The sequence below is a fragment of the Pedococcus cremeus genome, from assembly GCF_900111375.1.
GTDB classification, from domain to species: domain Bacteria; phylum Actinomycetota; class Actinomycetes; order Actinomycetales; family Dermatophilaceae; genus Pedococcus_A; species Pedococcus_A cremeus.
Genome location: NZ_FOHB01000003.1, coordinates 126,585 through 140,077, shown reverse-complemented (window position 1 = coordinate 140,077; position 13,493 = coordinate 126,585). Strand labels below are relative to the sequence as shown.

10 protein-coding genes are annotated in these 13,493 nt (G+C 74.3%); 8 read left to right on the top strand and 2 right to left on the bottom strand.

Translation table 11 applies throughout. The features are described 5' to 3' along the window. Nucleotides 1–9: 9 nt before the first annotated feature. Nucleotides 10–591 (top strand): isochorismatase family protein, encoded by a 582-nt coding sequence (locus tag BMW78_RS06630; protein WP_091758241.1) that lies wholly within the window; start codon nucleotides 10–12, stop codon nucleotides 589–591. Between the two features lie 393 nt (nucleotides 592–984). Here the strand turns inward: BMW78_RS06630 and BMW78_RS06625 are convergent, their stop codons facing one another. Next, nucleotides 985–2,028: a zinc-dependent alcohol dehydrogenase family protein gene (locus tag BMW78_RS06625; RefSeq protein ID WP_091757662.1), complete on the bottom strand. Its 1,044-nt coding sequence runs from the start codon at nucleotides 2,026–2,028 to the stop codon at nucleotides 985–987. 243 nt (nucleotides 2,029–2,271) lie between these two features. On the opposite strand from BMW78_RS06625, the gene BMW78_RS06620 reads away from it, so the two are divergent. The 7 genes from BMW78_RS06620 to BMW78_RS06590 are packed head-to-tail and all read left to right on the top strand — an operon-like array spanning nucleotide 2,272 to nucleotide 12,683. Further along, the gene (locus tag BMW78_RS06620; RefSeq protein WP_091757660.1) at nucleotides 2,272–3,651 is read left to right on the top strand and encodes an MFS transporter; all 1,380 of its coding nucleotides are present in this window, start codon (nucleotides 2,272–2,274) and stop codon (nucleotides 3,649–3,651) included. A 5-nt stretch (nucleotides 3,652–3,656) separates the two neighbouring features. Continuing rightward, on the top strand, nucleotides 3,657–5,783 hold the full coding sequence (locus BMW78_RS06615; protein ID WP_218144267.1) for a molybdopterin oxidoreductase family protein: 2,127 nt from the start codon (nucleotides 3,657–3,659) through the stop codon (nucleotides 5,781–5,783). Further along, nucleotides 5,780–7,318: an FAD-dependent oxidoreductase gene (locus tag BMW78_RS06610; RefSeq protein WP_091757656.1), complete on the top strand. Its 1,539-nt coding sequence runs from the start codon at nucleotides 5,780–5,782 to the stop codon at nucleotides 7,316–7,318. The genes BMW78_RS06615 and BMW78_RS06610 overlap by 4 nt, the downstream gene beginning before the upstream one ends. 4 nt (nucleotides 7,319–7,322) lie before the next feature. Next, nucleotides 7,323–9,911, top strand: coding sequence for a nitrite reductase large subunit NirB (gene nirB / locus BMW78_RS06605; RefSeq protein WP_425439042.1), 2,589 nt, complete (start codon nucleotides 7,323–7,325; stop codon nucleotides 9,909–9,911). Beyond that, a complete protein-coding gene (nirD, locus tag BMW78_RS06600) occupies nucleotides 9,908–10,363 on the top strand; it encodes a nitrite reductase small subunit NirD (protein WP_091757652.1) in 456 nt (151 codons plus the stop codon). Before nirB ends, nirD begins: the two co-directional genes overlap by 4 nt. After that, nucleotides 10,360–11,568 (top strand): uroporphyrinogen-III C-methyltransferase, encoded by a 1,209-nt coding sequence (gene cobA / locus BMW78_RS06595; protein ID WP_091757650.1) that lies wholly within the window; start codon nucleotides 10,360–10,362, stop codon nucleotides 11,566–11,568. The genes nirD and cobA overlap by 4 nt, the downstream gene beginning before the upstream one ends. After that, nucleotides 11,565–12,683, top strand: a complete 1,119-nt coding sequence (locus tag BMW78_RS06590) for a uroporphyrinogen-III synthase (protein WP_245735706.1) — start codon at nucleotides 11,565–11,567, stop codon at nucleotides 12,681–12,683. The genes cobA and BMW78_RS06590 overlap by 4 nt, the downstream gene beginning before the upstream one ends. Here the strand turns inward: BMW78_RS06590 and BMW78_RS06585 are convergent. Then, nucleotides 12,676–13,461, bottom strand: coding sequence for a sugar nucleotide-binding protein (locus tag BMW78_RS06585; protein WP_245735705.1), 786 nt, complete (start codon nucleotides 13,459–13,461; stop codon nucleotides 12,676–12,678). The genes BMW78_RS06590 and BMW78_RS06585 overlap by 8 nt on opposite strands. Nucleotides 13,462–13,493 lie beyond the last annotated feature (32 nt).

Here is a 13,493-nt window from a genome sequence, read left to right as displayed (position 1 = left end):
GTGGTGGACATGCCCGAGTCCCCGCGCGCGCTGATCATCGTCGACGTCCAGAACGACTTCTGCGAGGGCGGTTCGCTCGCCGTGGCGGGCGGGGCCGAGACCGCGCGCCGGATCAGCGAGCACGTGGCTGCGCACGGGGCCGAGTATGCCGCGGTGGTGGCCACCGCCGACTGGCACGAGGACCCGGGCCCGCACTTCAGCGACGAGCCCGACTTCGTCGAGTCGTGGCCGGCCCACTGCCGAGCCGGCAGCGACGGCGCCCTGTTCCACCCGCACGCCGCGGGGGCGCTCGACGCCGTGGACGCCGTCTTCCGCAAGGGTCACCACAGCGCCGCCTACAGCGGCTTCGAGGGCCTCACCGTCGAGCCCGACGGGCAGGTCGGCCTGGCCGCCTGGCTGCGCGGCCGCGACGTCGAGGAGGTGCACGTCGTGGGCATCGCCACCGACCACTGTGTGCGGGCCACCGCCCTCGACGCCGCGACCGAGGGCTTCGCCACGACCGTGCTGCTGGACCTGACCGCCGGCGTCGCGCCGGAGACCACCGAGCGGGCCCTGCTGCAGCTGCGCGACGCCGGCGTCACGCTCGCCTAGCTGGCCTACGCCCGGATGAAGTACGCCCGGCTGACGCGGCGGGGCCGGCACGGCAGCTGGGGAGGCCCGCAGCCCGGGAGGCCCCTGGACGCACGGCGAGGCCCCGGCTGACGTGCTGAGTCGGTCGGGGCCTCGTCTCTTGCGCCCGGTAGGACATTGCCGGGCTCGCGCTGGGTGGTCCACCTTTCCCGTCCTCGTCGGGGACCGGTCCTCCGGCTTTCCCGGCAGGTGAGGGTCTCGCAGTCCAGCGTGGTCGCTCCCGGTGACTGGTCGCCGTCCCGCTGGCCGGCGGGACCGCTCTCCTTGACCAGGTGCGGCAGTACCTTTATCTCTCCGGAGATCGGTTGTGCGACAGGGACTTTGGTCCCCACGCGCGACCGACCGGCGTGTCGTTCACGACCGCTGCAGCACCACCTTGAGCGCACTGGTTTCCGCGGCCCGCGCGAACACGTCGTAGGCCTCCATGAACTGCTCGAGCGCGAAGTGGTGGGTCACGAACTTGGCGGACTCGAGCTGGCGGCTGGTCACCAGGCGCAGCAGGGTCGGCGTCGAGTAGGTGTCGACCAGCCCCGTGGTGATGGTGACGTTCTTGATCCAGAGGTCCTCGAGGTGCAGCGAGGCCGGCGCGCCGTGCACGCCCACGTTGGCGACGCGGCCGCCGGGGCGGATGAGCTCGGCGCACTGCTCGAAGGAGGCCGGCACACCGACCGCCTCGATGGCGGTGTCGGCACCGAGGCCACCAGTGAGCTCCTTGACCACCGCGACTGCGTCCTCCTTCGAGGCGTTGACCACCACGTCGGCGCCGAACCGCTTCGCCGCCTCCAGGCGGGAGTCGGCCAGGTCGATGGCCACGACGTGGGCGGGGCTGAAGAGCTTGGCGCCCATGATGGCGGCGAGCCCGATCGGGCCCGACCCGACCACGGCCACGGTGTCACCGGGGCGCACCGCACCGTTGAGGACGCCGACCTCGTAGCCCGTGGGCAGGATGTCGGCCAGCATCAGGACCTCCTCGTCGCTGACGCCCTCGGGCACGAGGTAGGTCGAGGTGTCGGCGAAGGGGACGCGGACCTTCTCGGCCTGGGTGCCGTTGATCTTGTGGCCGAGGATCCAGCCACCGCCGCCGAGGCACTGGCCGTACATGCCCTCACGGCAGTACCGGCAGGCACCACAGGCGGTGATGCAGGACACGAGCACGTGGTCGCCGACCTTGACGTTCTTGACGCCGGCCCCGACCCGCTCGACGGTGCCGACAGCCTCGTGGCCGAGGATGCGACCGTCGGTGACGGCGGGCACGTCACCCTTGAGGATGTGCAGGTCGGTCCCGCAGATGGTCACGGCGTCGACGCGGACGATGGCGTCGGTGTCGTCGATGATCTGGGGATCAGGCACTTCCTCCCACGCCTTGTTCCCGGGTCCGTGGTAGATGACTGCGAACATGGTTGCTCCTCCTGCGTCCTCATGGCGGTTGGCACCTCCACGCTAGGAAGCGCCCGTGGTGGCGGGCAGTGCCGTAGGTCCCCTGGCAGCCGACCTCACAGGCGTGCGCCGTGCGCTGTGCGGTGACCGTTACGGACGTTTAACGGCGGGCGCGCCGACGGGTAACACGCGCTCGGCAGGGTGAGCCGCGTCCCCTCCCCGGCACCGGACCCCAGCGTCCCCGCCGTCACCCAAGGAGCCACCATGACCGCGACTCCCCGGGCCAGCCTCTCCTCGCTCGAGGCCCCCGCCCTCCCGGCGCCGTCGACGCCCGCCGTGCCGGTGCACCGCGCCGGCCGGTGGATCGACCACTGGGACCCCGAGGACGCCGTCTTCTGGCGCGGCGGGGGTCGCTCCATCGCCCGCCGCAACCTCACCCTGTCGGTCTACGCCGAGTTCCTGGGGTTCTGCGTCTGGGCGCTGTGGAGCGTCGTCGTGCCTCAGCTGCCGGCGGCCGGTTTCGACCTCACCCTCGACCAGCAGTTCTGGCTGATCGCCGTGCCCAGCCTGGTCGGGGCGACCCTGCGGATCCCCTACACCTTCGCGGTGCCCGTCTTCGGCGGCCGCAACTGGACCGTCGTCTCCGCCCTGCTGCTGCTCGTCCCCGCCCTGGCCCTCACCTGGGCCGTGTCCGACCCGCAGCGGTCGTTCGGGGTGCTGCTCGCCTGTGCCGCCCTGGCCGGCTTCGGCGGTGGGAACTTCGCCTCCTCGATGACCAACATCTCGTTCTTCTTCCCGGAAGCGGAGAAGGGAAAGGCGTTGGGCCTCAATGCCGCCGGGGGCAACCTCGGCACCGGCGTGGTGCAGCTGCTCGTGCCGGCGGTCATCGCGGTCGGCGCCAGTGTGCACCTCGAGAGAGCCGGCCTGGCGTTCGTGCCGCTGGCCCTGCTGGCCGCCGTCCTCGCGTGGCGCGGCATGGACAACCTGACCGGCGTGCGGTCCGACTTCCGCAGCTTCGCCGCCGCCACGAGGAACCCGCACACGTGGGTCATCTCGTTCCTCTACATCGGCACGTTCGGGTCGTTCATCGGCTACTCCGGCGCCTTCCCCACGCTGCTGAAGACGCAGTTCCCCGAGGTGTCGACGTCCATCGCGTTCCTCGGTGCCCTCGTCGGCGCGCTGACCCGCCCGCTCGGCGGCATGGTGGCCGACCGGCTCGGCGGTGCGCGCGTGACCATCGCCTCCTTCGCGGTGCTCGCGGTCGGAGCCCTGGGGGCGGTCACCGGGCTGCGGCTGCACAGCTTCTGGCTCTTCTTCGCCGCCTTCATGGTGCTGTTCACGGGCGCCGGCGTCGGCAACGGTGCGACCTACCGGATGATCCCGGCGGTCTTCCGTGCGGGCGTCAGCGGCCCGGACCGGCTGGCCGCGGCGCGCAAGTCGGCGGCAGGCTGCATCGGCATCGCCGGCGCGGTCGGTGCCTACGGCGGCTTCCTCATCCCCCGGGGCTTCGCCATGGCGAAGGAGGCCTACGGCTCGCTGGTCCCCGCCCTGTGGGTCTTCGTCGCGGCCTACCTCGTCATGGCGACCCTGACGTATGCCGTGTACGCGCGGCGCGGGGCGGCCCTCGCCGCCGAGAAGGTGTGAGGCCCGTGACCGCGAGCGGCGTGAGCACGCACTGCCCCTACTGCGCGCTGCAGTGCGCACAGGCCCTCACCCCGGTGGCCGGTGGGGTCGAGGTGGACGGGCGCGACTTCCCCACCAACCGGGGCGGGCTGTGCCGCAAGGGCTGGACCTCGGCCGCCGTGCTGCGGGCGCCCGACCGACTCACCACGCCGCTGGTGCGCGGCACCGACGGTGCCCTCCGGCCCGCCTCGTGGGAGGAGGCCCTCGACCTGGTGGCCGAGCGCCTGCTCCGGACCCGGCAGGTGCACGGCGCCGACGCCGTCGCCGTCTTCGGCGGCGGCGGGCTGACCAACGAGAAGGCCTACCAGCTGGGCAAGTTCGCGCGGGTCGCGCTCGGCACCGCGAACATCGACTACAACGGCCGATTCTGCATGTCGAGCGCCGCCGCGGCGGCCAACCGGTCGCTCGGCCTCGACCGGGGGCTCCCCTTCCCCCTCGCCGACCTGGGCGGCGCCGGCGCGGTGCTGCTGCTCGGCAGCAACCTCGCCGAGACGATGCCGCCGGCCGTGCAGCACCTGGCCGGTGCCCGCGCACGGGGCGGACTCGTGGTGGTGGACCCGCGCCGGAGCGCCACCGCCCGGCTCGTGGAGGGCGGCCAGGGCCTGCACCTGCAACCGGTGCCCGGCACCGACCTCGTGGTGCTGCTCGCCCTGCTGCACGTCGTGCTGGCCGAGGGGCTGGCCGACGCGGCATACGTGCAGGAGCGCACGTCCGGCCTGGCCGACGTGCAGCGCTCCGTCGCCGCCTGGTGGCCCGAACGGGCCGAGCGCGAGTGCGGGGTGCCGGCCGGCCTGCTGCGCCGCACCGCCCGCCTGCTCGCCGCGGCGAGCCCCACGCACGGCGGACCCGGCGCGTACGTGCTGACCGGGCGCGGCGTCGAGCAGAGCTCGCAGGGCACCGCCACCGTCACGGCGGCGATCAACCTCGCGCTGGCCCTCGGGCTGCCGGGACGAGTCGGCTCGGGCTATGGCGCCCTCACCGGGCAGGGCAACGGCCAGGGCGGCCGGGAGCACGGCCAGAAGGCCGACCAGCTGCCCGGCTACCGCATGGTCGACGACCCGGCCGCCCGGGCGCACGTGGCCGCGGTCTGGGGCGTCGCGCCGGAGTCGCTGCCCGGCAAGGGGCTTCCCGCCGTCGAGCTGCTCCGGTCCATCGGCACCGACGGTGGTCCCCGGGCTCTGCTCGTGCACGGCTCCAACCTCGCGGTGAGCGCCCCCAACGTGGACGAGGTCCGGCGGCGACTGCGCGGCCTCGACCTGCTCGTCGTCTGCGATTTCGTGCCGTCGGAGACGGCCCAGCTCGCCGACGTCGTGCTGCCGGTGACGCAGTGGGCCGAGGAGGAGGGCACCCTGACCTCCCTCGAGGGCCGGGTGATCCGGCGCCGGAAGGTGCTCGACCCGCCGGACGGCGTGCGGTCGGAGCTGTGGGTCTGGTCCGAGCTGGCCCGGCGGCTGGGCTCCCCCGGCGTCTTCGACACCGACCCGGCCGCGGTGTTCGACGAGCTGGCCCGCGCCAGCGCCGGTGGCCGAGCCGACTACAGCGGGCTGAGCCACGAGCGGCTCGACACCGGCGAGGCGCTCCACTGGCCGTGCCCAGCGACGTCGGGCGCGCCGCACCCGGGCACCCCCCGGGTCTTCACCGACCGCTTCCCGACGCCCGACGGCCGCGCCCGGCTCGTGCCGGTGGACCACCACGGCCCGCTCGACGACGTCCGCCCCGACGCCCCGGTCTACCTCGTCACCGGCCGCGTGCTGCAGCACTACCAGTCGGGCGCCCAGACCCGGCGGGTGCCCGAGCTGGCCGCCGAGGTGCCGCAGCCCTGGGTCGAGCTGCACCCGCTGCTCGCCCTGCGCCTCGGGGTCGAGGACGCCGCACCGGTGCGCCTCACCGGGCGAAGAGGCCGGCTGACCGCCGCGGCCCGGGTCACCGACACCATCCGCCCCGACACGGTGTTCATGCCCTTCCACTGGGGCGGGGCCGAGAGCGTCAACCTGCTCACCAACGACGCCACCGACCCGGTCTCGGGCATGCCCGAGTTCAAGGTGTGCGCGGTCGACGTGCAGGCCGGAGCCCCGAGAGGGGCGCGCGCATGACCCGCGTCGTGGTGGTCGGCAACGGCATGGTCGGGTCCCGGTTCGTCGAGGACCTGCTCGCCGCAGACACTGCCGGCCGGTTCACCGTCACCGTGCTCGGAGCCGAGGCGTGTGAGCCCTACAACCGCGTGCTGCTCAGCGAGGTGCTGGCGGGACGCTACGGTCTGGGCTCGCTGACCCTGCCGACCCCGCAGGACCCCCGGCTCGACATCCGGCTCGGCACCGCGGCGGTCGCGATCGACCGCGGCGACCGGTCGGTGCTCGACACCGACGGGGTGCGGCACCGCTACGACCGACTTGTCCTGGCCACCGGCGCGGCGGCGCGCATCCCCCCTCTGCGCGGGCTGGCGCCCGACCCGGCCACGCTGCCCCGCGGCGTGCACCCGCTGCGGACCATCGACGACGCACGCGAGATCGTCGCCGCCACCCTCAACGCCCGGCGGGCCGTGGTGCTCGGCGCCGGCGTGCTGGGGCTGGAGGCGGCCTGCGGGCTCGCCGATCGAGGAGTGCACGTCACCGTCGTGCACCCCGCCCCGGCCCTCATGGAGCGGCAGCTCGACGGCGACGCGAGCCGGGCCGTCGAGGCCGCGATGGGCAGCCTGGGCATCGAGCACCGGGTCGGCGTCGGCGCCGAGGAGGTCGTGCTCGCCGACGGCGCCCTCACGGGGGTGCGCCTGGCCGACGGCGAGGTGCTCGCGGCCCAGCTCCTCGTGCTCGCCACCGGCACCGTGGCCGCCACCGCCCTCGCCGCCGACGCGGGGCTCGCGACCGACCGCGGCGTCCTGGTGACCGACGCGCTCTCGTGCGCGGCCGACCGGCGCATCCACGCCATCGGCGACTGCGCCCAGCCGCCGGAGGGCGGCAGCGGGCTGGTTGCCCAGGGTTGGGACCAGGCGCGCCGGCTCGCCGCCCTGCTGTCGGGTGCAGCCCCCGCCGTGGCGACCAGGGACGCCACCGGCAACGACGTGGTGCGCCTCAAGGCCAACGGGCTCGACGTCGTCACCATGGGCGTGTGCGGCTCGCAGCGGCCGGACGACAAGGCGCACCGGCAGCTCAGGCTCAGCGACCCGGCCGCCGGTCGCCACGTCGAGGTCGTCGTCTCTGACGGCGTTCTCGTCGGCGCCACCTGCGTCGGTGACGCAGCCGTGGGGGCGGACCTGGTCGCGACGTACACGCGCCGGACGCCCGTGCCGGCCGACCCGGCATACCTGCTGCTGCCCGCCCTGCCCACCGGGGAGGCGACGACCGCCGCGTCCCCGGCCGACCTGCCCGACAGCGCCACGGTGTGCCGCTGCAACAGCGTCACCAAGGGCGCGATCGCGGCGCAGTGGGAGCACGGCAGCCGCACGGTCGAGGAGCTCGCCGCCACCACGCGCGCGACGACGGGCTGCGGCGGCTGCACCCAGGAGGTCTGCGACCTCCTCACCTGGCTCGGGGGCCGCACCGAGGCCTCACAGAACGTCCCGATGGAGGGTGAGATGCGTTTTACGCCCGGGAAACACACGATCCACAGCGCGGAAACCAGCGCTTCCTAACGTCATGGCCATGGAACCCAGAGGCAAGGCGCCCCACCACCTCGTCGTCGTCGGCGGCGGCATGGTGGCCCGTCGGCTCGTCGACGCGCTCCGCGCCCGTGACGGCGAGGGCCGGTGGGCGGTCACCCTGCTGTGCGAGGAGCGGCGGGCGCCCTACGACCGCGTCGCCCTCACGTCGTACTTCACCGGCCGCGACCCGGAGGACCTCGCCCTCGGGGGCCAGGAGATCTGGGACGACCCGCTGGTCACGATCCGGCGCGGGGTGGCCGCCACCGCCATCGACCGGGCGGCGCGGACGGTCACCACCTCCGACGGCCGCACGCTCGGATACGACTCGCTGGTGCTGGCCACCGGCTCGTATGCCGCGGTGCCGCCGGTCCCCGGCCACGACCTGCGCGGCGCCTTCGTCTACCGCACCATCGACGACGTCGCCGACCTGCGCAGCTACGTCGAGTCGCTGCGCGGCGAGCTCGACCGCCCGCTGCGCGGCGCCGTCGTCGGCGGTGGCCTGCTGGGGCTCGAGGCCGCCGGCGCGCTGCGAGCCCTCGACGTCGACGCCACGGTGGTGGAGTTCGCGCCCCGGCTCATGCCGCTGCAGGTCGACGACGGCGGCGGCGAGGCGCTGCGCCGGCTCATCGAGGGCCTCGGCGTCTCGGTGCGCACCGGCACCGCCACGGCCCGGCTCACCGACCACCTCGGCCGGGTCGCGAGGATGCACTTCGCCGACGGTCCGGCGCTCGACGTCGACGTGGTCATCTTCGCCGTCGGCGTGCGGCCCCGCGACGAGCTCGCCCGCGGCGCAGGCCTGGAGGTCGGCGAGCGAGGTGGCGTGGTGGTCGACGACGCCTGCCGCACAAGGGATCCCGCTGTCTGGGCCATCGGCGAGGTCGCCTGCATCGGTGGCCGGTGCCTGGGCCTGGTGTCCCCGGGGTACGCCATGGCCGAGGTCGTGGCCGACCGGCTGCTCGGCGGAGAGGGCACCTTCCCCGGTGCGGACCTCTCCACCAAGCTCAAGCTCCTCGGCGTCGACGTCGCCAGTTTCGGCGACGCCTTCGCGCAGGAGCCCGGCGCCCTCGAGGTCGTCGTCTCCGACCCGGTCGCGGGCGTCTACAAGAAGCTCGTCATGTCGGATGACGCCAAGACGCTGCGCGGCGGCATCCTCGTCGGCGACGCCAGTGCGTATGCCGCCTTGCGGCCCATGGTCGGCCGTGAGCTCGGTGGCGACCCCGTCGCCCACCTGCTCCCCGAGGGCGCGACACCGGCTCCGACCGGCGACCTGCCCGACGACGCGGCCGTCTGTTCGTGCAACAACGTCTCGGCAGGAGCCATCCGCTGCGCCGTCACCGAGGGCGGCTGCACCGACCTGGCCGGGGTGAAGGCCTGCACGAAGGCGGGCACCTCCTGCGGCTCGTGCCTGCCGCTGGTGAAGAGGCTCGTCACCACCGAGCTGGAGAAGTCGGGCGTCGCGGTGAGCAACGCCCTGTGCGAGCACTTCGACCTCTCGCGCGCCCAGCTCTTCGACGTGGTGCGCGTGCAGGGACTCACCTCGTTCAGCGAGATCATCGCCGGTCACGGACGCGGCCGCGGCTGCGACATCTGCAAGCCGGTCATCGGCTCGGTCCTCGCCTCGCTCGGCACGGGCCACATCCTCGACGGCGAGCGGGCCACGCTGCAGGACACCAACGACCACGTGATGGCGAACCTGCAGAAGGACGGCTCCTACTCGGTGGTGCCACGCATCCCCGGCGGCGAGATCACGCCCGAGGGTCTGCTCGTCATCGGCCAGGTCGCCAAGGACTTCGGGCTCTACACGAAGATCACCGGGGGGCAGCGGATCGACCTCTTCGGCGCCCGCATCGACCAGGTTCCCGCCATCTGGAAACGACTGGTGGACGCCGGTTTCGAGTCCGGACACGCCTACGGCAAGTCCCTGCGCACCGTGAAGTCCTGCGTCGGCTCGACGTGGTGCCGCTTCGGCGTGCAGGACTCGGTGGGCCTGGCCATCGACCTCGAGCTGCGCTACCGCGGCCTGCGCAGCCCGCACAAGCTCAAGCTCGGCGTCTCCGGCTGTGCCCGCGAGTGCGCCGAGGCGAGAGGCAAGGACGTCGGCGTCATCGCCACCGACAACGGCTGGAACCTCTACGTCGGCGGCAACGGCGGCTTCACCCCGCGACACGCCAGGCTGCTGGCCGAGGACCTCGACACCGAGACGCTGGTGCGCACCATCGACCGGTTCCTCATGCTCTACATCCGCACCGCCGACCGCCTGCAGCGCACCGCCGCCTGGGTCGAGGACTACGAGGGCGGTCTGGACGCCATCCGGGCCGTGGTACTCGAGGACTCCCTCGGCATCGCCGGCGACCTCGACGCCGCCATGGCCGCGCACGTCGGCTCCTACGAGGACGAGTGGGCCGCCACGCTCGCGGACCCCGAGAAGCTGCGCCGGTTCGCCTCGTTCGTCAACGCACCCGACGAGCCCGACCCCTCCCTGGCCTACGTCGGTGAACGCGGCCAGGCCCGGCCCGCCACCCCGGAGGAACGAGAGGGCGGCGCGGTGCTCATCGCCGGCACGACACTGGAGGTCCGCCCATGACACCCCCCGCGACGACCGCACCGAGCTCGGCCGCACCCGTCCCGACCGACCTCGACCCGACCGACCCCGACCCGACCGCCCTCGGCGACACCGCCGGTGTGTGGGAGGAGGTCTGCCACCTCGACGACCTGCCGCGTGAGCGCGGCGCCGCCGCGCTCGTCGACGGCGTGCAGGTCGCGCTGTTCCGCACCCACGACGACACGGTGCACGCGCTGCAGCAGTACGACCCCTACTGCGGGGCACACGTCCTCTCGCGCGGCATCGTCGGCACGCGCGGCGACGTGCCGACCGTCGCGTCGCCGATGTACAAGCAGGTCTTCGACCTGCGCACCGGGGCGTGCCTCGACCCGGTGGGCCGCGAGCCGGTGCATCTCGCCACCTACCCCGTGGTCGTCCGCGACGGGGTCGTGCTGGTCGGCCGCGAGCCGCGCCACGGGTCCGGTCCGTCATGACCTCGTTGCTCGGCCTCGACCTCGCCGGGCGTCCGGTGCTCGTCGCGGGCGGCGGCCCGGTGGCCTCCCGGCGCGCCACCGCGCTGGCGTCCGAGGGAGCGGTGGTCACGGTCGTCAGCCCAGTGGTCTGCGAGGACCTCGCCGATGCCTGGGCGGCAGGCGCCGTCACCTGGGTCGACCGGGAGGTGCGTGAGGCCGACGTCGACGGCGTGTGGCTGGTGCACGCCGCCACCGGCGACCCGCGAACGGACGCCGCGCTGTGTGGCTGGGCCACCGAGCGCCGCATCTGGAGCGTCAACGCCGGCGCCGTCGACCAGGGCACGGCGCGCACCCCTGCCACCGCCAGACACTCCGGCCTCGCGGTCGGCGTCGTCTCCACCGGCACCGCCGACCCCGCCCGGGCCCGTGCGGTGCGGGACGCGCTGGTCAGCGTCCTCGAGCTCGAGCCGCTGGACCTCCGAGCGCACCGGCGCACCGACCACCCGGGCCGCGTGGTGCTCGTCGGCGGTGGCCCGGGCGCACCCGACCTGCTGACCCTGCGCGGCCGACGGGCGCTGTCGGAGGCCGACGTCGTGGTGGCCGACCGGCTCGGACCCACCTCGCTGCTGGACGACCTGCCCGAGACCGTCGAGGTCATCGACGTCGGCAAGGTGCCCGGCCACCACGCGGTGACCCAGGAGCAGATCAACCACATCATCGTCGAGCAGGCCACGCTCGGCCGAAACGTCGTGCGGCTCAAGGGCGGCGACGCCTACCTGTTCGGCCGTGGAGGTGAGGAGGTGCTCGCCTGCCGGACCCACGGCATACCCGTGGAGGTGGTGCCCGGGGTGAGCAGCGCGCTGGCGGTCCCGGCCGCCGCGGACATCCCCCTCACCCACCGGGGGGTCGTCGCCGGCGCCCACGTCACGCACGGGCACGGGACCCTCGACGATGCGGCCGTGGCCGGTGTGGTCGACGGCACCGCGACCCTGGTCGTGCTCATGGGCATCGCCCTCCTCGAGCGGCACGTGTCGCACCTCCTCGAGGCCGGCGCCGACCCCGCCACACCGGTCGCCATCGTCGAGAACGGCACGCTGCCCACCCAGCGCACGACGCGGGCGCCACTGGGCGGCATCGTCGACGCCGCCGCGGCGGCAGCGGTGCAGGCTCCCGCGGTCGTCGTGGTCGGCGGGGTCGCCGCCACCGGCCTGCTGGAGACCGGATGAGCACCAGCAGCCTCGGGCAGGTCATGGCCGGCTGCGTCGTGCTCGTCACCGCCGACCGGCGCTCGGGTGAGCTGGCCGCAGCCCTGTCCCGCCGCGGGGCGACGGTGCGCCACGCCCCCGCGCTCAGCATCGTGCCCACCGACCATGACGACCAGCTGGTGGCCGACACCAAGGCGGTGGTCGCCGAGCCGCCCGACGCAGTCGTGGTCACCACCGGCATCGGATTCCGCGGCTGGGTCGAGGCCGCCGACGCAGCCGGATTGGCCGACGACCTGCTCGCGGTGCTGGGTGGCGCCCGGCTCATCGCGCGGGGGCCCAAGGCCCGCGGCGCCATCCAGGCCACCGGGCTGCACGCCGACTGGGTGGCCGAGTCGGAGACCTCGGCCGAGATCCTCGACCTGCTGCTCCGGGAAGGCGTCGCCGGGCAGCGGATCGCGGTGCAGCACCACGGGGCCGGTGCCGACGGCCTCGACGTCGAGCTCGCCGCCGCGGGGGCCGATGTCGCCAGCCTGGTCGTCTACCGGTGGGGCCCGCCACCGGACCCCGAGGCCCTCGCGACGTCGGTGGCAGCCGCGGCGGCCGGCGAGATCGACGCCGTGGTGTTCACCTCCGCGCCGGGCGCCCACGCGTGGCTGGAGGCGGCGGAGACCTGCGGCGTGGGTGAACTCGTGCTGGCCCGGCTGCGCCAGGGCCTCATGGTGGCGGCGGCTGTCGGCCCCGTGACGGCAAAACCGCTGCGGGACAGGGGGGTCGAGCCCATCGTGCCCGAGCGCGGCAGGTTGGGGGCGCTCGTCCGCACGCTGGTGGCGCACTACGACGAGGCCGCCACCGCAGCGGTCTGCACCGTCGCCGGACGGCTCCAGGTGCGACGAACGGTAGCGCTGCTCGACGGGCACGTGCTGCCGCTCTCCCCCACCAGCCTGGAGCTGCTGCGCCTCCTGACGGCGGCCGGCGGTGACGTCGTGACCCGGCCGCAGGTGCTGGCCACCCTTCCGGGTGACTCGCGCGACCCCCACGCCGCCGAGGTGGCCATCGCCCGGCTGCGGGACGCCGTGCCCGACCGACGGCTCGTGCAGACCGTGGTCAAACGGGGCTACCGCCTCGCGCTCAGCTGAACGGCTGCGCGAGGAACTCCCGTGCCCCGCGCAGCCGGGTGCGCAGCGTCGACTGGGTCCAGGTGCCGTCGAGCCGCACGTCGAGCGGCCCGGGCACCCCTGCCTCGCGACGCGAACCCCGTTGCAGCACGGACGGATCGGCGCCGTCCCGGTGTGCGATGAGCTCGCCGATCTCGAACCGGCTCACGGCGTCGGGACCGGCGACGTGCCGCACGCCCGTCGCGTCCGAGAAGGCGAGCTCGAGCAGGGCCGCGGCGAGGTCGTCGACGTGGACCGGGCAGCGGACGTCGTCGTCGAACAGGACGCCGGTGGCCCGGCCGGCCAGCAGGTCGGCGACGCGCCGCTCCATCGGCGCGTCCGGCCTGCCCATGACGAGCGACGTCCGGGCGACCACGGCGTCGGGCGCCACGGCTTCGACCGCGACCTCGGCCGCCGCCTTGGCCGCACCGTACGGGCTCACCGGGTCGGGCTCGGCGTCCTCGGTGTAGGTCACGGCGGCGCCGGAGAAGACCACGTCGCTCGAGACGTGCACCAGCCGCGCCCCGGCGGCAGCCGCCGCCAGCGCCACGTTGGCGGCGCCCACCGCGGTGACCGCCCAGGAGTCCTGCCGGTATGCCGTGTGCACCACGACGTCGGGTGCCTCCTCCTCGAGCAGGCGCTGAACGGCATACCGGTCGCGGACATCGAGAAGGCGGTCCCGGACACGGGTGTCCGGGACCGCCTTCGTCACGCGGGTGCCGACGACCTCGTGGCCGGCGTCAGCGGCGAGCGCGGCCACGACGCGGCCGAGCGCACCACTGGCGCCGGTGA

Excerpts from the sequence above, each read along its gene's own strand:
- BMW78_RS06630 (WP_091758241.1), top strand. The coding sequence starts at position 10 with ATGCCCGAGTCCCCGCGCGCGCTGATCATCGTCGACGTCCAGAACGAC.
- BMW78_RS06625 (WP_091757662.1), bottom strand. The coding sequence starts at position 2,028 with ATGTTCGCAGTCATCTACCACGGACCCGGGAACAAGGCGTGGGAGGAA.
- BMW78_RS06620 (WP_091757660.1), top strand. The coding sequence starts at position 2,272 with ATGACCGCGACTCCCCGGGCCAGCCTCTCCTCGCTCGAGGCCCCCGCC.
- BMW78_RS06610 (WP_091757656.1), top strand. The coding sequence starts at position 5,780 with ATGACCCGCGTCGTGGTGGTCGGCAACGGCATGGTCGGGTCCCGGTTC.
- nirB (WP_425439042.1), top strand. The coding sequence starts at position 7,323 with ATGGCCATGGAACCCAGAGGCAAGGCGCCCCACCACCTCGTCGTCGTC.
- nirD (WP_091757652.1), top strand. The coding sequence starts at position 9,908 with ATGACACCCCCCGCGACGACCGCACCGAGCTCGGCCGCACCCGTCCCG.
- cobA (WP_091757650.1), top strand. The coding sequence starts at position 10,360 with ATGACCTCGTTGCTCGGCCTCGACCTCGCCGGGCGTCCGGTGCTCGTC.
- BMW78_RS06590 (WP_245735706.1), top strand. The coding sequence starts at position 11,565 with ATGAGCACCAGCAGCCTCGGGCAGGTCATGGCCGGCTGCGTCGTGCTC.